Raw genomic sequence first — 23,085 nt, forward strand, 5'->3', positions numbered from 1 at the left:
TCACCGTCGTATCCAAAGGTGTCCCGAGGAGTTCCCGTGCCCCATGAGCCCTCCCATGGAAACAGTGCGGCCGACGTACGGGACTTCTTCACCCCCCGGGCCGCCGACTGGGACCGCCGCTTCCCGGACGACGGCCCCGCCTACGCCGCCGCCGTCGCCGACCTCGGGCTCCGCCCCGGGGACGCGGCCCTCGACGCGGGGTGCGGAACGGGGCGTGCGCTGCCCGCGCTGCGCGCCGCGGTCGGCCCGGAGGGGACCGTCCTCGGAGTGGACCTCACGCCCGCCATGCTGGACGCGGCCCTGCGCGAGGGGCGGGACGGCTTCGCGAGCCTCGCCCTCGCCGATGTGGCGCGGCTGCCGCTGCGCGACGACTGCCTCGACGCGGTGTTCGCCGCGGGGCTGATCTCCCATCTCTCCGACCCCCGCGAGAACCTGCGCGAACTGGCCCGGGTGGTGCGCCCCGGCGGGCGGCTCGCGCTGTTCCACCCGGTGGGGCGAGCCGCTCTCGCCGCCCGCCACGGCCGCGCCCTCACCCCCGACGACCTGCGGGCGGAGCCCCAGCTGCGGCCGTTGCTGGCGGACGCGGGCTGGCGGCTGGAGTCGTACACGGACGAGGACACGCGCTTTCTGGCGCTCTCCGTCCGCGAAGTGGACTAAGGGACCGGAAAGGCCGACCGGACCGGACCGACGGCCCGAGCAATCCGCTCAGGGCTGACCCGCGACCGCCGCCGCGAAGGCCGGGGGCGTTGTCGCACATCACGTTGTGCCCCGCTCCGGGCACGGTGCGGACCGTCACCCCGGCCTCCGTCAGCTCCTCGCGCCCGCCCAGTTCCTCGCCGTGCCCGCCGACGAGGAAGGTGCGGGGAATCTCCACGCCGGGCGTGCTCCATGGCCTTCCTCCCGCGGTTCCCGCCTTGAGGATCGCGCCGGATGCCGCCAATGCATCAATGGCGATGTATTGCGCTCACGAGGTACAGCGGTCATGCGGCACAATGCGGCCATGCTCGAACTCGCCATCCTGGGCTTCCTCCACGACGCCCCGCTGCACGGCTATGAGTTGCGCAAGCGCATCGCCGCGCTGACCGGACATGTGAAACCCGTGGCCGAGTCCACCCTCTACCCGGCGATCAAGCGCCTGGAGAAGGCCGGTCTGCTGGCCCGCCGGCCCCAGCCGGGCGCGGGGGCCGCGCCCCGGCACGTGCTCACACTGACCGCCGAGGGACAGGCGGAGCTGCGCCACCGCCTCGCGCATCCGGCGGACGTCGACATCACCGACGAGAACCGCTGGTTCACCGTGCTGGCGTTCCTGCGCCACCTCGACGACCCGTCGGCCCAGGCGGAGGTGCTGGAGCGCCGTATGGCCTTTCTGCGGCAGCCGTGGAGCTTCTTCTACGAGGGCGACCGCCCGCTGCGGGCCGAAGAGGTCGAGGATCCCTTCCGGCGCGGCATCCTCACCATCGCCCGGGCCACCAGCCAGGCCGAACTGTCCTGGCTGCGGCGCACACTGGACACCCTCCGGTCGCCGACCGAGGACTGAGGGCCGACCGCCTCCCGATGTCTCGACTCCGTGGCTACTGGGTGGTTAAGGTGCGCGACGACGGGTCGCTCATCGGATCCGCATGCGCAGGAGGAGGCTGTCGTGCCCGCCACGGAGGAGTCACGCGACGAGGCACTGTATGTGCTGACCGCGGTGCTGCTGACCCCCGCTCAATTCCCGAGCGTGCTCGGCGACGACTATCCCGAGGCATGTGCCGCACTCGGGCTGGAGCCGTACGACACCGGCTACGGACTGGTGCTGGGGCAGGACGGCGGCGGCGCCCGCTGGACGGTGGTCACCGACGATGTGTCGCTCGTGGCCATCGCCATCGCGACCTGGGACTGCGGTATGGAGTACGCCCTGGCCATCGAGGACCGTACGGTGGTCGCCTCGCTTCCCGGCTGGCCGCTCGCGGTGGCCGTGGCCGCCCCGGGCGTACCGGCTCCCCATGACCCCACGCCCGACCCAGGGCTGGGCGGCGACGCCTCCCGGGCGCCGCTGTCGCCGCCGGACTCCGAGCGGTGGGGCCCGGCGCAGCGGCGGCTCGGCGCCGATGAGATCGCGCTCCAGTGGGCGATCTGGCGTGAGCAGGTCGACAGCGATGTGACGTTCGTGTCCCCGGGCGAGAAGCCGCACGGGGGCGTGCGGCGGGTACTCGAAGAGGCGCGCGGCTATCTGGACTCACCCCCGCCGCTGGGGCGGATCCGCTCGGCGTTCGCCTCCGGTGACGCGCGGACGCTCCGGGCCGACGGGCCGGGCTGGAGCATGGTGGCCCGGACCGACGACATCGCGTTCGTGCTGCTGGACGACGCACCGGGCGAGGTGCTGCCGGTCGGCCGCGGCCCCGAGCTGCCGGGGCTGCTGACGGCCCTGGACAAGTTGGCCGTACGGCCCCACTGAGACCTGACGTCCCGCCCTCTCCCGTACGGGCCGGTCAAGGACGCCGCCAAGAGCTGGTCGACGACGCCGTGCGGACCGGTCGGGCACGCCGAACCGCGGCACCTCGGGCCCTTACGGCCGCCACGGCCCTCTCCGGCCGGGCCTCGGGTCCGGGCAGGCCACGACCGCTCCCCGTCCGGCCGGGCGCGGAACGGGGTCGCGGGCGGTCCGCGATCCGTACTGCGCGGTCACTCCCGGGTGCGCTCCGCCCGTGACCCCTGACCCAGCCCCCGCCTTGCGCGACCGCGCCCGGCGGCCCGCCGCTTCAGCGGCCCAGCTGCTTACGGGTCGCCCTGTTCAGCCTGCGGCGCTGGGAGGGGTCCAGCAGCAGATAGGCCGCCGCCGGCACTCCGACGATCACCAGCAGCGCAGCCCAGAAGGGCAACACCCAGAGCAGGATCACACCCGCCACCACACCACCGGTGGCGACCTTCGCGCGTGTGGACATCTCACCCGCCTCCTTCACGGCCCATAGCCGCACTCACTCCACACAACGGACGCCGACGGCACCCGGTTCCTCCCCGCGCCGTGATCCTGTACCCTCGGGCGGCCGGGCTCGACTAGTCAAATTTGAGGAACGCTCAGCGCTGTGACACCACCCTCCGCGGCAACACCCTCCGACATCGCAGAACTCTCCCGCTGCACCGCGGTCTTCCTACCCGGTGACCCGGCACGCACCGGCCGGGTCGCCTTCTGGCGGCCGGACGGCGCGACTCCCTCCGGCCCCGCCACCGGCTCCACCGAGGAGCTGACGGTCGTCGTCCCGGCGGACGGCACCGACGACGGCCCCCATGACGACCCCACCCCCATCGGCCCGGACGTCCGGACGCGCACCGTAAGAGCGCTCGTACTGCCCCTGGGCGAGGCGCTCCCGGTGCTCACCCGGGTCCGGGCGCGGGCCGCGCAGGCCGGGCCGGGGCAGTGCGACCCCGCCACGGCCTTCTGGGGCGCCGCCGCCGTACTCGCCCTCCAACTCGCGGCCCGCGGAAGGCTGCTGCCCGGGCTCAGCGCCACCGACCACGACGCGTGGCGCGTCGGTCCGCTCGCCCCCGACGATCTGACGCGGGTGCGTGAGCTGGCCGCCGCCATGCCGCCCACGGCCCACGCCACGCCGCTGCCCGTCTCCGGCCCGGTGCTGCTGCCCGAGCCCGAGCGGCATCTGCGGGCGTTCCTGGACGCGGTGGCGGACGGGCTGCCGCGCTCGCCCGCGGCGGCGCTGGCCGCGGGCGGCCCCGCCTTCGCCGCCCCGGCGCCACGGCGGCTGCCCGAACAGCGTGCCTGGGCCGCCGACGTGGCCGCTGGGCACGACGCGGGGGTGCGGCTCTCGATCCGTATCGAGCTGCTGCACGGCGTCGGTGGGAACGGTAAGGCGGACGGGCCGCGCTTCCGCGCCGTACTCCAGTTGCACAGCCTCACCGATCCGGCGCTGGTCGCGGAGGCGGCCGATGTCTGGGCGGGGACCTCGCCCATCACCCCGGCCCTCGGTCCGCGCGCCCGTATGGACGCCCTGCTGACCCTGCGGCGCGCGGCCCGCGCCTGGGCGCCGCTCACCCCGCTGCTGTCGGCCGCCGTGCCCGACGCACTCGACCTCGCCGACGAGGAGGTCACCGAGTTGCTCGGTCCGGCCGCCGGGGCGCTGGACGCCGCCGGGGTCCAGGTGCACTGGCCCAGGGAGCTGGCCCGCGGACTCACCGCCCGTGCCGTCATCGGCCCGGACGGCGACGACGAGACTCAGGACGACGCCGGGCCCCGGTTCCCCTCCTTCCTCTCCGCCGACGCGCTGCTGCGCTTCAGCTGGCGGCTCGCCATGGGCGGCCAGGAGCTCACCCGCGCCGAGCTCGACGGGCTCGCCGAGGCCAGCCGGCCGGTGGTACGGCTGCGTGACCAGTGGGTCCTCCTCGACCCCGAGGCGGTGCGCCGCGTCCAGGACCGGCAGGACCGCAAGCTCACCCCCGCCGACGCCCTCGGTGCCGTCCTTACCGGTCACACGGAGGCCGACGGCACCGATGTGGAGGTGCGGGCCACCGGCTGGCTGGAGGCCCTGCGGGACCACCTCGCCGACCCCGAGGGGACCGCCGGCCCCGAGCGGGCGCCCGTGTCGCAGCCCCCCGCCCTGGCCGCCACGCTGCGCGACTATCAGCTGCACGGCCTGGACTGGCTGGTCCGGATGACCTCGATCGGCCTCGGCGGCTGTCTCGCCGACGACATGGGGCTCGGCAAGACCATCACCCTCATCGCGCTTCATCTGCACCGTATGGGCGTCCCCGAAGCCTCCGGGCCCACTCTGGTGGTCTGCCCCACCTCGCTGATGGGCAACTGGCGGCGCGAGATCGAGCGGTTCGCGCCGGGCACCCCGGTGCGCCGCTACCACGGCTCCACGCGCAGCCTGGACGGCCTTACGGACGACGAGTTCGTCCTCACCACCTACGGCACGATGCGGCTCGACGCGCGGCGACTGGCCGAGGCCGGGCCGTGGGGCATGGTGGTCGCGGACGAGGCGCAGCATGTGAAGAACCCGTTCTCGGCGACGGCGCGGCAGCTGCGGACCATCGGCGCGAAGGCCCGCGTGGCGCTCTCCGGAACACCCATCGAGAACAACCTCTCCGAGCTGTGGGCGATCCTCGACTGGACCACGCCGGGAGTGCTGGGCACCCATGGAGCGTTCCGCAGGCGCTACGCCCAGGCCGTGGAGAGCGGAAGCGACCCCGAGGCCGCCGCGCGGCTGGCGAAACTGGTCCGCCCCTTCCTGCTCAGGCGCCGCAAGTCCGACCCCGGTATCGCCCCCGAACTGCCGCCGAAGACCGAGACGGACCGGGCCGTGGCGCTCACCAAGGAGCAGGCCGGGCTCTACGAGGCGGTGGTGCGCGAGATCCTCGCCGAGATCTCCGGCACCGGCGGTCTCGTCCGGCGCGGGCTCATCGTCAAGCTCCTGACCGGTCTGAAGCAGATCTGCAATCACCCGGCGCAGTATCTGAAGGAGGACCGTCCGGTGGTCCCCGGGCGCTCCGGCAAGCTGGAGCTGCTCGACGAGCTGCTGGACACCATCCTGGCCGAGGGCGCGAGCGTCCTGGTCTTCACCCAGTACGTCCAGATGGCGCGCATCCTCGAGGGCCATCTGGCCGCGCGCGGGGTGCCGGCCCAGCTGCTGCACGGCGGTACGCCGGTGGCGCGCCGCGAGGAGATGGTGCGGCGCTTCCAGGACGGCGAGGTCCCGGTGTTCCTGTTGTCGCTGAAGGCGGCCGGCACGGGGCTCAACCTCACCCGGGCCGGGCATGTCGTGCACTACGACCGCTGGTGGAACCCGGCCGTCGAGGCGCAGGCCACCGACCGCGCCTACCGCATCGGCCAGACCCAGCCGGTGCAGGTCCACCGCATCATCGCGGAGGGGACCGTGGAGGACCGCATCGCCGCGATGCTGACCCGCAAGCGGGAGCTGGCGGACGCCGTGCTCGGCTCCGGCGAGGGCGCGCTGACCGTACTGACCGACGCCGAGCTGGCGGAGCTCGTGGAGCTGAGGGGGACCGAATGAGCGGTACCGAGTCCGAGCGCACCTTCGCCGCGCTGCCGCCCGCCCGTGGCCGCGGCTTCGCCCGCACCTGGTGGGGGCAGGCGTGGCTGAAGGCCCTGGAGGACACGGCGCTGGACGGCGAACAGCTGAGGCGCGGCCGCAAGCAGGCGCGCGAGGGAGCGGTGGGCGCGGTGTGCGTACGCCCCGGCCGGGTCACCGCGGTGGTGCGGGACCGCGACCGCACGCCTTACCGGTCCGATGTGCTGCTGCGGGAGTTCACCGACGCGGAGTGGGACCGGCTGCTGGAGGTGGTCGTGGACCGCTCCGGCCATATCGCCGCCCTGCTGGACCGCGACATGCCCCCGCAACTGGCCGAGGACGCGGCGGTCGTGGGCGTCGAACTGCTGCCGGGGATAGGCGATCTGGAGCCGGAGTGCGGCTGCGAGGCGTGGGACCACTGCCCGCACACCGCCGCGCTGTGCTACCAGCTCGCCCGGCTGCTGGACGAGGATCCGTATGTGCTGCTCCTGATGCGCGGTCGCGGGGAGCGGGAGCTGCTGGACGAGCTCCAGGTGCGCAGCGCGGCGCGGGCCGCCCGGCACCTTCCGCGGGCGCCGGAGGACGCCGCTCGGCCGGCTCCGGAGGGCGTACCGGCCCGGGAGGCGTTCGCCGCGCCGGGGCCGCCCCTGCCCGGGCCCCCGCCCGCCGTCGCAGCGCCCGGCCGTCCTCCGGCGCTGGCGGGCGGCACGGACCCGGCCGAGGGGCTGGACGTGGCCGCGCTGGAGTTCCTGGCGGCGGACGCCGCGGTACGCGCCCAGCGGCTGCTGGCCGAAGCGCTCGCACCCGGCCACGCCACTTCCCCGGTCCCGGCCGCGCCGACGGTGTGGGAGGACACGGTGCGGCTGACCGCCGCCGGTCCCCCGGCCCCGATCGCCGCCCGGCTCGCGGCGGGCTGCGGGCGTGACCGCACCGATCTGGCGCGGGCCGTCCGCGCCTGGGAGCACGGCGGGGCCGCCGCGCTCACCGTGCTGGAGGAGGAGTGGACGCCGGACGCGGAAGCGCTCGCGCGGGCCCGCGCCCAGCTCACGGCCGCCTGGGAAGGGGACGAGCGGACACCCCGGCTGCGCGCCACGGCGAACCGCTGGACGGTGGTGGGCGCCGATCTCCAGGTGCGCTTCGGACACGACGGGCGCTGGTGGCCGTACCGCAGGGAGCGTGGCCGCTGGTGGCCCGCGGGCCCGGCCGGACACGACCCGGCGGCGGCGCTTGCGATGCCCGGCTCCGACGGCTGACGCGGCGGCGCACGGCCGGTGGCGGCGTCCCGTCCGCCATCGGCCACGGGCCACGGACCGGGCCAGGATCGTTCGCCCCATCCCGACGGCGCCGCGGTGCCCGCGGACAAGAGGGGCGGAAGGTTGCGGCGGCCCGGCTGTCCATGTGCCGACGCTGTGCGCCGAAGAAGCAGCCGCGCCGAAGGCAGCAGGGCGGCAACCTTTGGGTGGGCTGTGGAGACCGTAAGGCGTCAACCCCCTCGGCACGCCTCCACGGGACGGAGTCACCGACCATGACCCTCAGTCCACGGCGCCCCCGGCGCCGCCGCCCCGCTCCGCTCATCGGCTCCCTGGCCCTGGCCACCGGCGTCGGGCTCGCCGTCGCCCCGGCCCACGCCGCCGCGCCCCCGGCCGCCGCGGCGGCCACCATCGTGGTGGCCAAGGACGGCAGCGGCACCTACACCACCGTGCAGGCGGCCGTCGACGCGGTGCCGGCGAACAACCCGTCCGCCGTCACCATCTCCGTCAAACCCGGTACGTACCGCGAGACGGTGAAGGTCCCCGCCAACAAGCCGCATATCCGGCTGGTGGGGACCACGAGCAGCAAGAACGATGTGACGATCGTCTACAACAACGCCTCCGGCACCCCCAAGCCCGGCGGAGGCACCTACGGCACCAGCGGCAGCGCGACGGTGGCCGTCGAGGCCGATGACTTCCAGGCCCGCAATCTGCAGTTCGTGAACGACTTCAACGAGGGCAACACCAGCATCACCGACAAGCAGGCGGTCGCGCTGCGCACCGCGGGCGACCGGATCGTCCTGGACAACATCGGCGCGGTCGGGGACCAGGACACCCTGCTGCTGGACTCGGCGAGCAAGGACAAGGTCGGCCGGGTGTACATCAACAACGCCTGGATCCAGGGGAATGTCGACTTCATCTTCGGCCGGGCCTCCGCCGTGCTCAACAAGTCGGCGATCCGGCTCGTCAAGCGCTACGACGGCAGCTCCGGCGGCTATGTCGCGGCGCCCTCGACGGCGGCGGGGAAGAAGGGCTTCCTGTTCATCAACAGCAACATCACCGGGGATGTGAACTCCCGGTCGTTCTATCTCGGCCGCCCCTGGCACGCGGGCGGCGATGCCAGTCTCGATCCGCAGGCGATCGTTCGCAATACGGATCTGTCAGCGGCGATCAAGACCACACCGTGGACGGACATGAGCGGCTTCTCCTGGAAGGACGACCGCTTCGCGGAGTACAAGAACACCGGCGCCGGTTCCGGTGCGGCGAGTACCGACCGGCCGCAGCTGACCGACGCCCAGGCCGCGGACTACGAGATCGCCGACTGGCTCGGCGGCTGGCAGCCGTCGTCCTGAGCGGTCGGCCACCGGAGTCCTGAGCCGGTGAGAGCCCCGGCCGCCGGTCCCGTCGGGGGGCGGGACCGGCGGCCGGACACGGCCGGCCGGGCCCGGCCTTCGCGCCTGGTCACCCGCGCCCGGCCGGCCGCGCCCGGTCAGCCGCGCGCGGCCAGCAGATGGTCCATGGCCAGCTGGTCGAGGCGCTCGAAGGCCATACCGCGCTCGGCGGCCGCCTCGACGTCGAAGTCCTCGAAGGCGGTGCGGTCCGCGAGCAGCGCCGCCGGGGTCTCGCCCTCGTCGAGGGTCGGCAGGCCGAGCTGGTCCAGGCGCGAGGCGCGCAGCGCCTCCTGGACCTCGGGGTCGGCGCGGAAGGCGGCCGCGCGCTCCTTGAGGATGAGGTAGTTGCGCATGCAGCCCGCCGCCGAGGCCCAGACGCCCGAGATGTCCTCGGTGCGCGGGGGCTTGAAGTCGAAGTGGCGGGGGCCCTCGTAGCCTCCGGTCTCCAACAGGTCGACCAGCCAGAAGGCGGCCCGCAGATCGCCCGCGCCGAACCGCAGATCCTGGTCGTACTTGATGCCGTTCTGGCCGTTGAGGTCGATGTGGAAGAGCTTGCCCGCCCACAGCGCCTGCGCGATGCCGTGCGGGAAGTTCAGCCCGGCCATCTGCTCGTGGCCCACCTCCGGGTTGACCCCGTACAGCTCGGGCCGCTCCAGCCGCTCGATGAAGGCCAGGGCGTGGCCGACGGTCGGCAGCAGGATGTCGCCGCGCGGCTCGTTGGGCTTGGGCTCGATGGCGAAGCGCAGATCGTAGCCCTGCTCGGTGACGTACGCGCCGAGCAGGTCGAACGCCTCCTTCATCCGGTCGAGCGCGGCGCGTACGTCCTTGGCGCCGCCGGACTCGGCGCCCTCGCGGCCGCCCCAGGCCACATAGGTCTTCGCGCCCAACTCGGCGGCGAGGTCGATGTTGCGCATGGTCTTGCGCAGCGCGTAGCGGCGGACATCGCGGTCGTTGGCGGTGAAGGCGCCGTCCTTGAAGACCGGATGGGTGAAGAGGTTGGTGGTGGCCATGGGGACGGTCATCCCGGTGGCGTCCAGGGCCTGCCGGAAGCGCTTGATGTGCGATTCGCGCTCGGTCTCGGAAGCCCCGAAGGGGATGAGGTCGTCGTCGTGGAAGGTGACGCCGTACGCGCCGAGTTCGGCGAGCCGGGTCACGGACTCCACGGGGTCGAGCGCCGGGCGGGTGGCGTCCCCGAACGGGTCCCGGCCCTGCCAGCCGACCGTCCACAGTCCGAAGGTGAACCTGTCCTCGGGGGTGGGGTTGTAGCTCATCGCGGCTCCCTCGCCTATTTCGTCATGGCGCTTTACAAATTAGTATGCGCGAGCATTCCGGGGAAGCCCCGTACAGCCCGCACACTGCACGCCCCATGAACGCAAGGGAGAGCGCGAGATGGCAGCAGCAGCCGTGCCCGTGCCGCAAGGACCGCTCGTCGTCGGCGTGGACAGCTCCACGCAGTCGACCAAGGCGCTCGTCGTCGACTCCGCGACCGGTGCGGTCGTCGCCCGAGGACAGGCCCCGCACACCGTCGGCGGCGGCAGCGACGGCACCGGTAAGGAGTCCGTTCCCGAGCAGTGGTGGGAGGCGCTCACCGAGGCGCTGCGCCAGTGCGGGACCCCGGCCCGGGAGGCGGCCGCGGTCTCCGTGGGCGGCCAGCAGCACGGCCTGGTCACGCTGGACGCCTCGGGCCGCTCGGTGCGACCCGCCCTGCTGTGGAACGACGTGCGCTCCGCGCCGCAGCGCGACCGGCTCATCGAGGAGCTGGGCGGGCCCAAGGCGTGGGCGGAGCGGGTGGGCAGCGTGCCCGCGCCCGCCTTCACCGTCACCAAGTGGGCCTGGCTCATGGAGAACGAGCCGGAGGCGGCCCGCGCCGCCGCGGCCGTCCGGCTTCCCCACGACTACCTCACCGAGCGGCTCACCGGCTACGGCACCACCGACCGGGGCGACGCCTCTGGCACCGGCTGGTGGGCCTCGAGTACCGAGTCCTACGACGAGGAGATCCTGGACCGGGTCGGGCTCTCCCCCGAGCTGCTGCCGCGCGTGCTGCGCCACGGCGAGGCCGCCGGGACCGTACGGGAGCTGCCCGATCTGCCACTGCCCACCGGCGCCCTGGTGGCCACCGGCACGGGCGACAACATGGCGGCCGCGCTGGGGCTCGGTCTGCGCCCGGGGCAGCCGGTGCTGAGTCTGGGCACCTCCGGCACCGTCTACGCGGTCTCGGCCCACCGGCCCGCCGACCCCACCGGGGTGGTCGCGGGGTTCGCCGACTCGCGTGACGCCTGGCTGCCGCTGGCGTGCACGCTCAACTGCACCCTCGCGGTCGACCGGATCGCGGCGCTGCTGGGCCGCGACCGGGAGGCGGTGGAGCCGGGCGGCTCGGCCGTGCTGCTGCCGTTCCTCGACGGCGAGCGCACCCCCCATCTGCCGAACGCCTCGGGGCTGCTGCACGGTCTGCGCCACGACACCACACCCGGCCAGGTGCTCCAGGCCGCCTACGACGGGGCCGTGTTCGCCCTGCTCACCGCGTTGGACCAGGTGCTGGACGCGGACGCGGCGCCGGACGCCCCGCTGCTGCTCATCGGCGGCGGAGCCAAGGGCACCGCGTGGCGGGAGACGGTCCGGCGGCTGAGCGGACGCCCGGTCCAGGTGCCCCGGGCCGAGGAGTTGGTCGCTCTCGGGGCCGCCGCGCAGGCCGCGGGGGTGCTGCTGGGCGAGGACCCGGCGGCGGTGGCGCGGCGCTGGTCGACCGCCGAGGGGCCGTCCTACGGCCCGGTGCCCCGCGACGAGGCGGCGCTGGAGCGGCTCTCCCGGGTGCTGGCGAACGCGGACGGACTGCTGCGCCACGCGTGAGCCCGCCGCGCCACGCATGAACGCCGTACGGCGGCGACCGGGCGCCCCGGTGTCGTACCGGCCCGGCACAATGAGCGGATCGGCCGAGAGGAGACGGATTCAGGTGGCAGCGCCACTGCCCAACACCCAGCAGGCGATGCGCCGGCGCAATCTCTCCCTCGTGCTGCACGCCGTGGCCGCCCACGGCCCGCTGTCCCGTGCCGCGGTGGCGGCGCGGGTGGGGCTCACCCGGGCCGCCGTCTCCACCCTCGTCGACGAGTTGATCCGGGACGGGCTGCTGGTCGAGCTGGGCCCCTCCCGGCCCGGTACGGTCGGCCGCCCCGGCAGCGCCCTGCAGCTCAACGAGCGCGGTCCGGCCGGTCTTGGCGCGGAGATCGGGGTGGACCACCTCGCGGTGTGCGTGATGGACCTCGCCGGGCGGATACGGGCCCGTACGGAGCTCGCCTCGGCGAACCGCGACCGCTCACCGGCCCCGGTGCTGACCCAGCTCGCCGGTCTGGTCCGGCAGGTAGCGGCGGAGGCCGAGCTGGGCGGGCTGCGGCCGGTGGGGCTCGCGGTGGCGGTGCCCGGTCTGGTGGCGCGGGACTCGTCGCTGGTCGTCCGCGCCCCCAATCTGGGCTGGGCGGGGGTGGACATCGGCCCCGAGCTGCGCGCGGCGCTGCCCGGTCTGCCGGTGACCGTGGACAACGAGGCGAATCTGGGCGCGCTCGCCGAGCTGTGGCGGGGCGGCCACGACCCGGCGCCCCGGGACTTCGTCCATGTCTCGGCCGAGATCGGCATCGGCGCCGCGGTCGTGCTCGACGGGCAACTGCTGCGCGGCACCCACGGTTTCGCGGGCGAGCTGGGCCATGTGCCGGTGCGCCCCGAGGGGCCCGAGTGCGCCTGCGGCGGGCGTGGCTGTCTGGAGCAGTACGCGGGCGAGGAGGCGGTGCTGCGGGCGAGCGGCCTGTCCCCCGAGGAGGCCGCGGCCCAGCACCCGGGCCCCGGCGGCCGTATCGCCGTGCTGGCGGTGCGGGCGGCCGGCGGCGACCAGCGGGCACGGCGTGCGCTGCGCGGCGCGGGCGCGGCGCTCGGGATCGCCCTCGCGGGTGCGGTGAACCTCCTGGACCCGGAGAAGGTGGTGCTGGGCGGCGCGCTGACGCCGCTGGCGCCCTGGCTGCTGCCCGCCCTGGAGCGGGAGTTGGGCCGGCGGCTCACCGACCCGGCCCGGCCGGGCAGCGGGGCGGTGACCGTCTCCCGGCTCGGCCCGGACGGTCCGCTGCTGGGCGGGGCCAGCTCGGTGGTGCAGGCGGTGCTCGACGATCCGGCGGGGTTCCGGGACCCCGCCGGGGCCGGTGAGCCGGCCGGGATCAGAGGAAGCGATGCATGATGTGCAGCCCCACATAGCCGTTGGCGGGGTGGGCGAACGCCTTGGGGACGGTGCCGATGACCTCGAAGCCGAGTGAGCGCCACAGGGCCACCGCCCGGGTGTTGCTCTCCACCACGGCGTTGAACTGCATCGCCTTGTAGCCCTCGGCTCGGGCCCAGTCCAGGACATGCTCACCCAGGGCGCGGCCCACACCGCGCCCGCCGTGCTCGGGGGCCACCATGAAACTGGCCCCCGCGATATGCGCGGCGGGCCCCATGTGGTTGGGGTTCATCTTGGCCGAGCCGAGGACCGTGCCGTCGGGGTCGGTGGCGACGACGGTACGGCTCGGGGGCTCCAGCATCCAGATCTCGCGGGCCCGGCCCTCGTCCAGGTCGCGGGGGTAGGTGTAGGTCTCGCCCGCGGCGACGATGCGGCGCAGGAAGGCCCAGATGGCGGGCCAGTCCTCGGCGGTGGCGGTCCTGATGAGCATGAGGGCCAGCATGGCCGTGCGGGCGGCGGCACGCGAATGGTTTTCTCCCCGGCCGCCGCCCCACGAGGCGTCAGCGGGCCGCGCGCAGGAACGCCTCCAGGCCCGCCAGGTCGTCGGTGTTGAGGTAGTCCACGTCGGCGGCCAGGAGCGCATGCCACAGGGCGTCGCGCTCCGGTCCCGCCACGTCCGGGGTCGCCCAGAAGCGCACGGTCTGCCGGGCGTCGTGCGCGGAGGCGACGAGGCGGCGCAGGGTCTCGCGCTCCGCCGCCGGTATCGGACCGGCTCCCGTCCAGGTGAAGGTCTTGGTCCAGTCGGCGCTGATCAGCGGGATGAAGGAGGCGGGCACGCCCGAGCCGAGGTCCTCCAGCCGTCCGTCGTAGAAGGCGTGGCGCACCTTCTCGGCCTCCATGGGGGCCCGGGCGCCGCGGTCGCCGGAGATGACGGCGGTCACCGCGCCTCGGCGCACCCGGCCGTCGACCCCGCCGTAGGCGGCGCTGAACAGATGGCCGTAGCGGCTCAGCCGCTTGGCCAGCTCCAGGTAGGTGGGCTCCCCGGCGGTCTTGATGTCGATCAGCAGCTGCAGCGACAGGTCGTAACCGCGGTAGACCCGGCCGCCGTTGGCCTTCACCCGCCGGGCCAGCGGGTCGAGGTAGAGCGACTCCAGGGTGCGGGTGGGGTCGAGGTCCGTGGCGTCGTGCGCGACCAGCAGCTGGCCGTCGACCAGCCAGATGTCGGCCTCCACGCTGCCGAAGCCGTGGGAGAGCGCGTCGAGGAGCGGACGCGGATGCTCGTAGTCGTTGTGGGCATGGGCTCTGGCCAGCGGCCGCTTGCCCTTGGAGCGGTCCCTCGAGCCGTCCTTCGAGTTGTCCGTCGCGACGGCGGTGTTGCCGAACGAGGCGGACGTGCCCGCGAACGCGGGCGCGGCCGCGCCGCCCGCCAGCACGGCTCCGAGGGTGACGACAAAGGCACGGCGTGTACGGCGGTCCATGGGGCCTCCCGGCTCTCGTCCCGGCGCGGTGCCGGATACGCAGGATCGACGCCAGTGAGTATCGGGCGGCCGTACCCCCGAAGGGCAGTACTGAGCGAAGAGTTCCACCGGTGGTCCCCGGCCATTTCCTCACCGTTACCGAGGTGCCGGGGCGGTTGCGGGGGCGCCTGTGGGCGGCGCGGGGCGGACGGGCGCGCCGGGTGCACGGACGGGTGCGCGGGGCCGTCGGCCCACGACGCATTCGGAATGCTTACCCCTCCGCGACCGCCGTCATAACCCTCACCCGGACACTCTTTTGAGTGAATGCAAACGTCCAAAGTCCGCTGATAGCTTGGCAGTTGCTCGAGCGGAATTTCCCCTCAAGGTCCGTACAGGGATGGGTGAGCATTCACGATGACGACGTCCGTTGAACCGGGTTCCGGTGCCGACATTTCGCAGCCGCAGTTGAGCCTCGGCACGGCGGCCGCACGGAATCTGGCGACGACGACCAAATCCGTTCCGCAAATGCAGGGCCTCACCTCGCGGTGGCTGCTGCGCATGCTGCCGTGGGTGCAGGTTCCGGGTGGTTCCTACCGGGTGAACCGCCGGGCGTCCCATACGCTCGGGGACGGCCGGGTGGAGTTCACCACCACCGGATCACAGGCGCGGGTCATCCCGGTCGAGCTGCGCGAGCTGCCGCTGCTGCGGCGATTCGAGGACACCGCGGTGCTCGAGGCCCTTGCGGACCGCTTCGCCCAGCGGGAGTTCGCGCCCGGCGATGTGCTGGTGGAGGCCGGGCGCCCGGCCGATGAGCTCCTCCTCATCGCCCACGGCAAGGTCGACAAATTGACCGAGGGCGCGTTCGACGAGCCCTCGGTGGTCGGCTCGGCCGCCGGTGGCGACCACATCGGGGAGCCGGAGCTGACCGCCGCCGAGGCGGGCACCTGGGGCATCACCGTGAAGGCCGTGACGTCCTGCACGGTGCTGGCCCTGCCCCGGCAGGAGTTCGAGGAGCAGCTGGACCGCTCACCCGGGCTGCGGGCCCATGTGGAGTCGGTGCGCTCGGCACCGGAGACCGAGCGGAACGAGCACGGGGAAGCGGCCATCGCGCTGACCTCCGGCCACTCGGGCGAGCCGGTCCTGCCGGGCACCTTCGCGGAGTACGAGCTGGCGCCCCGGGAGTACGAGCTGAGCGTGGCCCAGACCGTGCTGCGCGTCCACACCCGCGTCGCCGACCTCTACAACGAGCCCATGAACCAGGTCGAGCAGCAGCTCCGCCTCACCATCGAGGCCCTGCGCGAACGCCAGGAGCACGAGCTCATCAACAACCCCGAGATCGGTCTGCTGCACAACGCCGACCTGTCCCAGCGCATCCACACCCGCAGCGGACCGCCCACCCCGGACGACCTCGACGCGCTGCTGGCCACCGTCTGGAAGGACCCGGGGCTGATCCTGGCGCATCCGCGCGCCATCGCGGCGATCGGCCGGCAGTTCAACAGCCATGGCATCTCCCCGCAGCCCACGGAGGTGAACGGGCATGCGCTGCCGGCCTGGCGGGGCGTGCCCATCCTCCCGTGCAACAAGATTCCGGTCTCCCGGAGCGGGGTGAGCTCGATTCTCGTTCTGCGTACCGGGGAGGAGAACCAGGGGGTCATCGGACTGCACCGCACCGGAATTCCGGACGAATACCAGCCGAGCCTCTCGGTGCGATTCATGGGAATCAGCGAGCAGGCCATCATCTCGTATCTCGTCAGCGCCTACTATTCCGCGGCCGTGCTCGTCCCGGACGCGCTCGGAATTCTGGAGAACGTGGAAGTCGGGCTCTGAATCCGCCCGTCGGCGACGGACTCTGACGTCCGCCCGGCCGGGCCTGTGGCCTCCGCATACCTTCCCGAAGATCTACCGAAATGGGTGATGAGCACTTATGACCACCTCCGTGGAGTCCGGTGAGCAGCCGCTGAGTCTGGGCACGGCCGCCGCACGGAACCTGGCGACCACCACCAAGTCCGTTCCGCAGATGCAGGCCATCTCCTCCCGGTGGCTGCTGCGCGTCCTCCCCTGGGTCCAGGTGTCGGCCGGTACGTATCGGGTGAACCGCCGGCTGACCTACACGGTCGGGGACGGGCGGGTGGAGTTCATCACCACCGGATCACAGGTGCGGGTCATCCCGCCGGAGCTGGGCGAGCTGCCGACGCTGCGCGGCTTCGGGGTCACCTCCGTGCTGGAGTCGCTGGCCGACGGCTGTGTCCAGCGCGAGTACGCGCCGGGGGATGTGCTGGTGGAGGAGGGCCGACCGGCCGACCAGGTGTTCCTGATCGCCCATGGCAAGGTCCGCCAGATCGCCCCCGGCGCGTATGACGAGGGCAGCACGCTGGCGGTGCTGGCCGACGGGGAGTACTTCGGCGACTCGGTCCTGACCGGTCCGGAGCACACCTGGGAGTTCACCGCCCGGGCCGTCACCCGGACCACGGTGCTCACCCTCCCCCGCCGCGTCGTCGAGGAGGCCGCCGACCGTTCCGCGTCGCTGCGCGACCATCTCGAGGGGCTCGCCGAGCGGACCGCGCCCGCTCAGAACCGGCGCGGTGAGGCCGATATCGCCATCGCGTCCGGCCACTCGGGCGAACCGGCGCTGCCGGGCACGTTCGTGGACTACGAGCTGGCGCCCCGGGAGTACGAGCTGAGCGTGGCCCAGACCGTGCTGCGCGTCCACACCCGCGTCGCCGACCTCTACAACGAGCCCATGAACCAGGTCGAGCAGCAGCTCCGCCTCACCATCGAGGCCCTGCGCGAACGCCAGGAGCACGAGCTCGTCAACAACAAGGAATTCGGTCTGCTGCACAACGCCGACCTGTCCCAGCGCATCCACACCCGCAGCGGACCGCCCACCCCCGACGACCTCGACGAACTGCTGGCCCGGCGCCGCAAGACCCAGTATCTGCTGGCGCATCCGCGCACCATCGCCGCCTTCGGGCGGGAGTGCAGCAGCCGTGGTCTCTATCCGCAGGGCATCGAGGTGGCCGGGGTCGCGGTGCGGGCGTGGCGCGGGGTTCCGCTGCTGCCCTGCAACAAGCTCCCGATCAGTGAGTCCGGCACCAGCTCGATCCTGGCGATGCGCACCGGGGAGGAGAGCCAGGGGGTCATCGGTCTGCATCAGACCGGTATCCCGGATGAGTACGAGCCCAGTCTGAACGTCCGGTTCATGGGCATCAGCGAGCAGGCCGTGACGTCCTATCTGGTCTCCGCCTACTACTCGGCGGCGATTCTGGTGCCCGATGCGGTCGGCGTGCTGGAAGACGTCGAGATCGGCCGCTGAGCCCGGCCGTCGGAGACCGGTCGCCGCGGGCGTGGATCAGGGACGGACGCTGCTGACCACGTCCGCGGTGGCTGCCAGCCCCTCGGAGATGGTGGGGGCCACGCTGCTGCTCGCCAGGTAGAAGCCCAGCGTCACACAGACCAGCGCATGCGAGATGCGCAGTCCGCCGCTGCGGAGAAACACCACGGTGAGGATCAGAAGCAGCAGGACCACGGAGATGGAAATGGCCATGGGGAGCCTCCTCGGCCGCTACGGAGCATCGGAATCCGGCCGTCAGTGTGGCCCAGAATCGCCCCTGGACCGCCGTCACCTGGTGCTCCATACGGGTGCCGATCTGCTGTTCGGTTACTCCTTGGCGGCCGTCACTCCGTGACGGGCAAGCGCGGCGAGCCCGTTCAGGCGTCGGTGCGGATCAGTTCGGCGGCCATCTCGCCGATCATGACGCAGGCCGCGTTGGTGTTGGCCGAGACGATCGACGGCATGATCGATCCATCGGCGATCCGCAGCCCCTCGACGCCGCGGACACGCAGCCGGGGGTCCACCACCGATTGCCCGTCCCCGCCCATCCGGCAGGTGCCGACGTGGTGGAAGTACGTGCCGGTGTTCTCGCGGACGAAGTCGGCCAGGCCGTCCCGGCCGCTCACCCCGGGGCCGGGCAGCAGTTCACGCGGCTGCCATGCCTCGAACGCGTCGGTGGCGGCCAGCGACCGGGCCAGTTCGACCCCTTGGACCAGGGTGGCGAGGTCCCTTTCGTCGCTGAGATAGCCGGGGTCGATCAGCGGCCGGTCCTCGGGGTCCGCGCCGGAGAGCCGGACCGTGCCCCGGCTGTGGGGCTGCATCGCGGCGACCGTCAGGGTGAAGCTGTTCGGCGGGAACGGCAGCAGCCTGGGGTGGAACGGGATGTGAAAGAGGAACACCTCGAGGTCGGGGCGGGGCAGCGCGGGGTCGGTCCGGGTGAACAGGGCCGCCTCGGCGGTGGTCAGCGGGGGCGGCGGCAGCGGGGTGCCCGCCTCGTGGACCAGCCCGACCAGGGGGTGGTCCTGAAGATTGGCCCCCACCTCGGGGGCGTCCACCAGCACCGGGACGCCCACTTCACGGAGATGGCCGGCCTGACCGATTCCGGAGAGCATCAGCAGCTTGGGCGAGTCCACCGAACCCGCGCACACGATGACCTCACGCGCCGCGCGCACCCGACGTGCCACACCGCCGGAGCCCGCGTATTCGACGCCGACGCAGCGGGTGCCCTCGAAGAGCAGCCGGTGTGCGTGGGCCTCGGTGCGCACGGTGAGATTGGGGCGGTCCATCGCCGGATCGAGATAGGCGACCGCCGTGCTCTGGCGGCGCCCCTCGTGGATGGTCCACTCATGCCGCCCGGCGCCGTCGCTCTCCGCGCCGTTGAAGTCGTCGTTGTGGGGATGGCCGAGTTCCTTGGCGGCGTCGAGGAAGGCGGTGCTCAGCGGGTTGGGCGCGTCCGCCCGGCTGAGCCGCAGCGGGCCGCCGGTGCCCCGGAAGCGCGGGTCACGGCCCTCGGTGTGCTCGAGGGCGCGGAAGGTCTCCAGCACCGAGGCGGCGTCCCAGCCGGTGCAGCCGTCGGCGGCCCAGGCGTCGAAGGTGCCGAGGTGGCCGCGGACGTAGGTCATCACATTGATGCTGCTGGAGCCGCCGAGCACCTTGCCGCGCGCGGCGGTCTGCGGGTGCCCGGCCAGGCCCGGCTGCGGGACGGTGGTGTAGCCCCAGTCGTGCTCACCGCCGATGAGGGTGAACCACGCGGTGGGGTCGTGGATCTGCGCGGCCGCGTCGTCCTTCCCGGCCTCCAGCAGCAGCACCCGTATGTCCGGGGCCTCCGTCAGCCGGGCCGCCACCACGGCGCCCGCCGAGCCCGCCCCCACCACGATGTAGTCGAAGTCGCTCATCATGTGCCCCCGTTCCGGACTCACCCGACGTGCCGCACAGCTGTTCGGCACTCTAGTGGCGTGATCGCGGAGCGGGGGCGGGTTCGCCGGATCCGGCAGGTCAGCCGGTGGGGCCGCCGTCCGGTCAGCCGGTGGGGGCCGGCAGATCCACCAGTCCGGCGAGCCCGTGCCGGTGGCGGCCGGGGGTGCCCAGCGCGATCTCGTCGCTCTTGGCCCGCTTGAGATACAGATGCGCCGGGTGTTCCCAGGTCATGCCGATGCCGCCGTGCAGCTGGACGCACTCCTCGGCCGCGTGCACCGCAACCTCGGCGCAGTGCGCCTGGGCCACGGCCACCGCGACCGGTGTGTCCGGGCTGTCCGTGGCCAGTGCGTCGGCGGCGTACCGGGCGGTGGCACGCGCCGAGACCAGCTCCAGCCACAGCGCGGCCATGCGGTGCTTGAGCGCCTGGAACGAGCCGATGGGGCGCCCGAACTGATGGCGCTCCTTGGTGTGGCGGACGGTCTCGGTCAGACACCATTCGGCCACGCCCAGTTGCTCGGAGGCGAGCAGCCCGGCCCCGGTCAGCAGCGCCCGCCCGATGGCCGCCTCGGCCCGGCCGGGCCCGGCGAGCCGGCGGGCCGGGGCGCCGGTGAGGGTCACCGCGGCGAGCGGGCGGGTGAGGTCGAGCGAGGTGAGGGGTTCGACGGTGACGCTGGTCTCGGCGGTTTCCACGGCGTACAGCCCGTAGCCGTCCGCGCCGGTGGCGGGGACGAGCAGCACATCGGCGCCCGCCGCGCCCGCGACACCGGAGACCTGGCCGCTGAGCGTGCCGTCCCGGTCGGCCCGTACGGTCGCGGCGGGCGCGCCGGACCCGCCGCCGGGCACCACGGCCACGGTGGACAGCGGCACCGCGAGGGCGCCGACCGTACGGCCCTCGGCGAGCGCGCCGAGCGGCCGCGCCACGGCCTCCTGGTCGGTGTCGCAGCCGAGCAGGGCGGCGGCGGCGAGGACGGCGCTGGTGAGGTAGGGCACGGGGGCGACGGCGCGGCCGAGCTCCTCCATCACCACCGCGGCCTCGCGCGCGGTGGCGCCCTGGCCGCCGAGCTTGTCCGGCACCAGCAGCCCCGCGGTGCCCATCTCGGCGCCCAGCCCGCGCCACAGCGCCACGTCGTACGCCCGGCCGCTCTCGGCCTCGGAGATCACCGTGGCGGGCGGGCAGCGGTCGGTGAGCAGCGACCGTACGGCCGCGCGCAGATCGTCCTCCGCCTCGGAGTAGAGCAGGTCGGCGGTGCTCATCGGGGCAGGTCCTTCCACGGGACGTCCTTGTCGGTCCGCGGCTCGGGCGGCAGACCCAGGACGCGTTCGGCGATGATGTTGAGCAGCACCTCCGAGGTGCCGCCCTCGATGGAGTTGCCCTTGGCGCGCAGATAGCGGTAGCCGGCCTCGCGCCCGGTGAAGTCCACCAGTTCGGGGCGGCGCAGCGTCCAGTCGTCGTAGAGCAGCCCCTCCTCCCCCAGCAGCTCGACCTCCAGCGCGCTGATGTGCTGGTTGAGACGGGCGAAGGCGAGCTTCATGGCCGAGCCCTCGGGGCCGGGCTGGCCGACCGCGAGCTGCTGGCGCAGCCGCTCGCCCGCGAGCCGGGCCGCCTCGGACTCCGTCCACAGCCGCAGCAGCCGCTGGTGGAGGTCATGGGTGCGCAGTTCGGGGCGTTCGCGCCAGGTGTCGGCGACGAGGCCGATCATGCCGCCCTCGCGGGGGACGCGGCCGCCGCCGATGGCGACCCGCTCGTTCATCAGGGTGGTCTGGGCGACGCGCCAGCCCTCGCCGATCTCGCCGAGCCGACGGCTGTCGGGGATCCGCACCCCGGTGAGGAAGACCTCGTTGAACTCCGCCTCGCCGGTGATCTGGCGCAGTGGCCTGACCTCGACCCCGGGGTCGGTCATATCGCAGATGAAGTAGCTGATGCCGCGGTGTTTGGGCTGGTCGGGGTCGGTGCGGGCGATGAGGATGGCCCAGCGGGCGAGATGGGCGCTGGAGGTCCAGACCTTCTGTCCGTCGACCACCCAGTCGTCGCCGTCGCGCACCGCCCGGGTGGCGAGCGCCGCGAGGTCGGATCCGGCGCCGGGCTCGCTGAACAGCTGGCACCACACCTCCTCGCCGGTCCACAGCGGGCGCAGCAGCCGCTCCCGCTGCTCGTCGGTGCCGAAGCCGAGGATGGTGGGGGCGGCCATGCTCAGGCCGATGCCGATGCGGCGGGGGTCGTTGTCCGGCGCGCCCGCGGCCTCCAGTTCGGCGTCGACGACGGCCTGCGAGGAGCGCGGGGCGTCCAGGCCGCCGAGTCCGGCCGGGTAGTGCACCCAGGCGAGCCCGGCGTCGAAGCGGGCGCGCAGGAAGTCCAGGCGGTCGGTGGTGGCGGGCGGATGGGCGGCCAGGAGTTCGCGGACGCGGCGGCGCAGCTCGTCGGCGTCCACGGCGGGGCGGTGCCTGGTGGTGCTCATCGGTCCCCTCCGGCCTGCCCGGGGACGACGACCACGCGGCCGGTGGTCACGCCGTCGGCGACGCGCTGGACGGCGGCGGCCGCGTCCTTCAGCGGTACGCGCTCGCTGACCAGCGGTTTGACGGTGCCCTGCGCGGCGAGCTTGGTCAGCTCCTCGTGGCAGGCGCGGATCGCGGCCGGGTCGTGGGTGTTGTACAGGCCCCAGTGGAGGCCGAGGATGGCGTAGTTCTTGACCAGGGCGTGGTTGAGGGCGGCCTGGGGGACGACACCGCTGGCGAAGCCGACGACCACGATGCGGCCCTCGAAGGCGACGCATTTGACGGACTTGACGAAGGCGTCGCCGCCGACCGGGTCGTAGACGACGTCCGCGCCGCGTCCGCCGGTGGCCTCCTTGACGGCCGCCACGATGTCGTCGGCGCGCCGGTCGAGGACGAGGTCGCAGCCGAGCTCGCGGGCGACCTGGGCCTTGTCCTCGTCGCCGACGACGCCGATCACGGTGGCCCCGGCCGCCTTGCCGAGCTGGACGGCGGCGCTGCCGACCCCGCCCGCGGCGGCGTGCACCAGGAGCGTCTCGCCGGACTGGATGCGGGCCCTGCGGTGCAGGCCGAACCAGCCGGTCTGGTAACCGATGTGCAGCGCCGCGGCCTCGGCGTCGTCCAGGGCGTCGGGCGCGGGCAGCGCGGCCGCCGCCTCCACGGGCACCAGCTCGGCGAAGCCACCCGCGGGGAGCGTGGGCGTGGCCAGGACGCGGGAGCCCAGCGCGACGTCGGCGCCCTCGCCGACGGCGACGACCTCGCCGCACACCTCGACGCCGGGGGTGAACGGCAGGGGCGGCCGCACCTGGTACTGGCCGCGGCAGAGCAGGGCGTCGGGGAAGTTGACGTTGACGGCCCGGACCCGAAGCAGCAGCTGTCCCGGTCCCGCCTGGGGGTCCGGCACCTCGTCGAGGCGCATGACCTCACCGGGCTCGCCATTGTCGTGCACTCGCCATGCCTGCATCCGGTGGCCTCCACAAACGGATCGTCGGAACGCGGTACCGCGCCGGGTCGAACATACTAACCAGTCG

Annotated in this window: 18 protein-coding genes and 1 pseudogene; 10 read left to right on the forward strand and 9 right to left on the reverse strand. The window is 73.5% G+C overall.

Going from position 1 to position 23,085, the window contains the following annotated elements; translation table 11 throughout:
• Window positions 1–36: 36 nt before the first annotated feature.
• From NP777_RS21060 to NP777_RS21070, 3 genes are all read left to right on the forward strand, one after another.
• Window positions 37–657: a class I SAM-dependent methyltransferase gene (locus NP777_RS21060; RefSeq protein ID WP_256651726.1), complete on the forward strand. Its 621-nt coding sequence runs from the start codon at window positions 37–39 to the stop codon at window positions 655–657.
• 343 nt (window positions 658–1,000) lie between these two features.
• The gene (locus NP777_RS21065) at window positions 1,001–1,537 is read left to right on the forward strand and encodes a PadR family transcriptional regulator (protein WP_256651831.1); all 537 of its coding nucleotides are present in this window, start codon (window positions 1,001–1,003) and stop codon (window positions 1,535–1,537) included.
• Between the two features lie 102 nt (window positions 1,538–1,639).
• Window positions 1,640–2,437, forward strand: a complete 798-nt coding sequence (locus NP777_RS21070; protein ID WP_256651727.1) for a hypothetical protein — start codon at window positions 1,640–1,642, stop codon at window positions 2,435–2,437.
• Window positions 2,438–2,741: 304 nt separating this feature from the next.
• Here the strand turns inward: NP777_RS21070 and NP777_RS21075 are convergent, their stop codons facing one another.
• The gene (locus NP777_RS21075; RefSeq protein WP_256651728.1) at window positions 2,742–2,924 is read right to left on the reverse strand and encodes a hypothetical protein; all 183 of its coding nucleotides are present in this window, start codon (window positions 2,922–2,924) and stop codon (window positions 2,742–2,744) included.
• A 141-nt stretch (window positions 2,925–3,065) separates the two neighbouring features.
• Here NP777_RS21075 and NP777_RS21080 point away from each other — a divergent pair, with 141 nt between their 5' ends.
• The 3 genes and pseudogenes from NP777_RS21080 to NP777_RS21090 all read left to right on the forward strand — a co-directional run.
• Window positions 3,066–6,005 carry a DEAD/DEAH box helicase gene (locus NP777_RS21080; protein ID WP_256651729.1) on the forward strand — a complete coding sequence of 980 codons (2,940 nt, stop codon included), beginning with the start codon at window positions 3,066–3,068 and terminating at the stop codon, window positions 6,003–6,005.
• Window positions 6,002–7,276 carry an SWIM zinc finger family protein gene (locus NP777_RS21085; RefSeq protein WP_256651730.1) on the forward strand — a complete coding sequence of 425 codons (1,275 nt, stop codon included), beginning with the start codon at window positions 6,002–6,004 and terminating at the stop codon, window positions 7,274–7,276. Before NP777_RS21080 ends, NP777_RS21085 begins: the two co-directional genes overlap by 4 nt.
• 308 nt (window positions 7,277–7,584) lie before the next feature.
• A pseudogene (locus NP777_RS21090) lies at window positions 7,585–8,625 on the forward strand (pectinesterase family protein); the annotation flags it as partial.
• 137 nt (window positions 8,626–8,762) lie between these two features.
• Here the strand turns inward: NP777_RS21090 and xylA are convergent.
• Window positions 8,763–9,935 (reverse strand): xylose isomerase, encoded by a 1,173-nt coding sequence (xylA, locus tag NP777_RS21095; protein ID WP_138910562.1) that lies wholly within the window; start codon window positions 9,933–9,935, stop codon window positions 8,763–8,765.
• A 118-nt stretch (window positions 9,936–10,053) separates the two neighbouring features.
• Between xylA and xylB the strand changes: the two genes are divergently transcribed.
• Together xylB and NP777_RS21105 are read left to right on the forward strand one after the other, a co-directional pair.
• Window positions 10,054–11,511, forward strand: coding sequence for a xylulokinase (gene xylB, locus NP777_RS21100; RefSeq protein WP_256651731.1), 1,458 nt, complete (start codon window positions 10,054–10,056; stop codon window positions 11,509–11,511).
• A 70-nt stretch (window positions 11,512–11,581) separates the two neighbouring features.
• Window positions 11,582–12,880 (forward strand): ROK family transcriptional regulator, encoded by a 1,299-nt coding sequence (locus NP777_RS21105; RefSeq protein WP_256651732.1) that lies wholly within the window; start codon window positions 11,582–11,584, stop codon window positions 12,878–12,880.
• Here NP777_RS21105 and NP777_RS21110 read toward each other — a convergent pair.
• A complete protein-coding gene (locus NP777_RS21110) occupies window positions 12,861–13,349 on the reverse strand; it encodes a GNAT family N-acetyltransferase (RefSeq protein WP_256651733.1) in 489 nt (162 codons plus the stop codon). The two genes, NP777_RS21105 and NP777_RS21110, sit on opposite strands and share 20 nt — an antisense overlap.
• Before the next feature lie 70 nt (window positions 13,350–13,419).
• Window positions 13,420–14,337 carry a phosphatidylinositol-specific phospholipase C/glycerophosphodiester phosphodiesterase family protein gene (locus tag NP777_RS21115; protein ID WP_256651734.1) on the reverse strand — a complete coding sequence of 306 codons (918 nt, stop codon included), beginning with the start codon at window positions 14,335–14,337 and terminating at the stop codon, window positions 13,420–13,422.
• A gap of 393 nt (window positions 14,338–14,730) precedes the next feature.
• Between NP777_RS21115 and NP777_RS21120 the strand changes: the two genes are divergently transcribed.
• Together NP777_RS21120 and NP777_RS21125 are read left to right on the forward strand one after the other, a co-directional pair.
• A complete protein-coding gene (locus NP777_RS21120; RefSeq protein ID WP_256651735.1) occupies window positions 14,731–16,143 on the forward strand; it encodes a family 2B encapsulin nanocompartment shell protein in 1,413 nt (470 codons plus the stop codon).
• Between the two features lie 97 nt (window positions 16,144–16,240).
• Window positions 16,241–17,629 carry a family 2B encapsulin nanocompartment shell protein gene (locus NP777_RS21125; protein WP_256651736.1) on the forward strand — a complete coding sequence of 463 codons (1,389 nt, stop codon included), beginning with the start codon at window positions 16,241–16,243 and terminating at the stop codon, window positions 17,627–17,629.
• 36 nt (window positions 17,630–17,665) lie between these two features.
• On the opposite strand, the gene NP777_RS21130 is transcribed toward NP777_RS21125, so the two are convergent.
• From NP777_RS21130 to NP777_RS21150, 5 genes are all read right to left on the reverse strand, one after another.
• Window positions 17,666–17,860, reverse strand: a complete 195-nt coding sequence (locus tag NP777_RS21130) for a hypothetical protein (protein ID WP_020866016.1) — start codon at window positions 17,858–17,860, stop codon at window positions 17,666–17,668.
• A gap of 164 nt (window positions 17,861–18,024) precedes the next feature.
• A complete protein-coding gene (locus tag NP777_RS21135) occupies window positions 18,025–19,545 on the reverse strand; it encodes a GMC family oxidoreductase (RefSeq protein WP_256651737.1) in 1,521 nt (506 codons plus the stop codon).
• Window positions 19,546–19,666: 121 nt separating this feature from the next.
• Complete coding sequence (locus tag NP777_RS21140) at window positions 19,667–20,818, reverse strand: acyl-CoA dehydrogenase family protein (protein WP_256651738.1); 1,152 nt, start codon at window positions 20,816–20,818, stop codon at window positions 19,667–19,669.
• Entirely contained in the window at window positions 20,815–22,020 is a 1,206-nt protein-coding gene (locus NP777_RS21145) for an acyl-CoA dehydrogenase family protein (protein WP_256651739.1), read from the reverse strand. The genes NP777_RS21140 and NP777_RS21145 overlap by 4 nt, the downstream gene beginning before the upstream one ends.
• Complete coding sequence (locus tag NP777_RS21150) at window positions 22,017–23,018, reverse strand: NADPH:quinone oxidoreductase family protein (protein WP_256651740.1); 1,002 nt, start codon at window positions 23,016–23,018, stop codon at window positions 22,017–22,019. Before NP777_RS21150 ends, NP777_RS21145 begins: the two co-directional genes overlap by 4 nt.
• Window positions 23,019–23,085 lie beyond the last annotated feature (67 nt).

The organism is Streptomyces rugosispiralis (assembly GCF_024505145.1).
GTDB classification, from domain to species: Bacteria; Actinomycetota; Actinomycetes; order Streptomycetales; family Streptomycetaceae; genus Streptomyces; species Streptomyces rugosispiralis.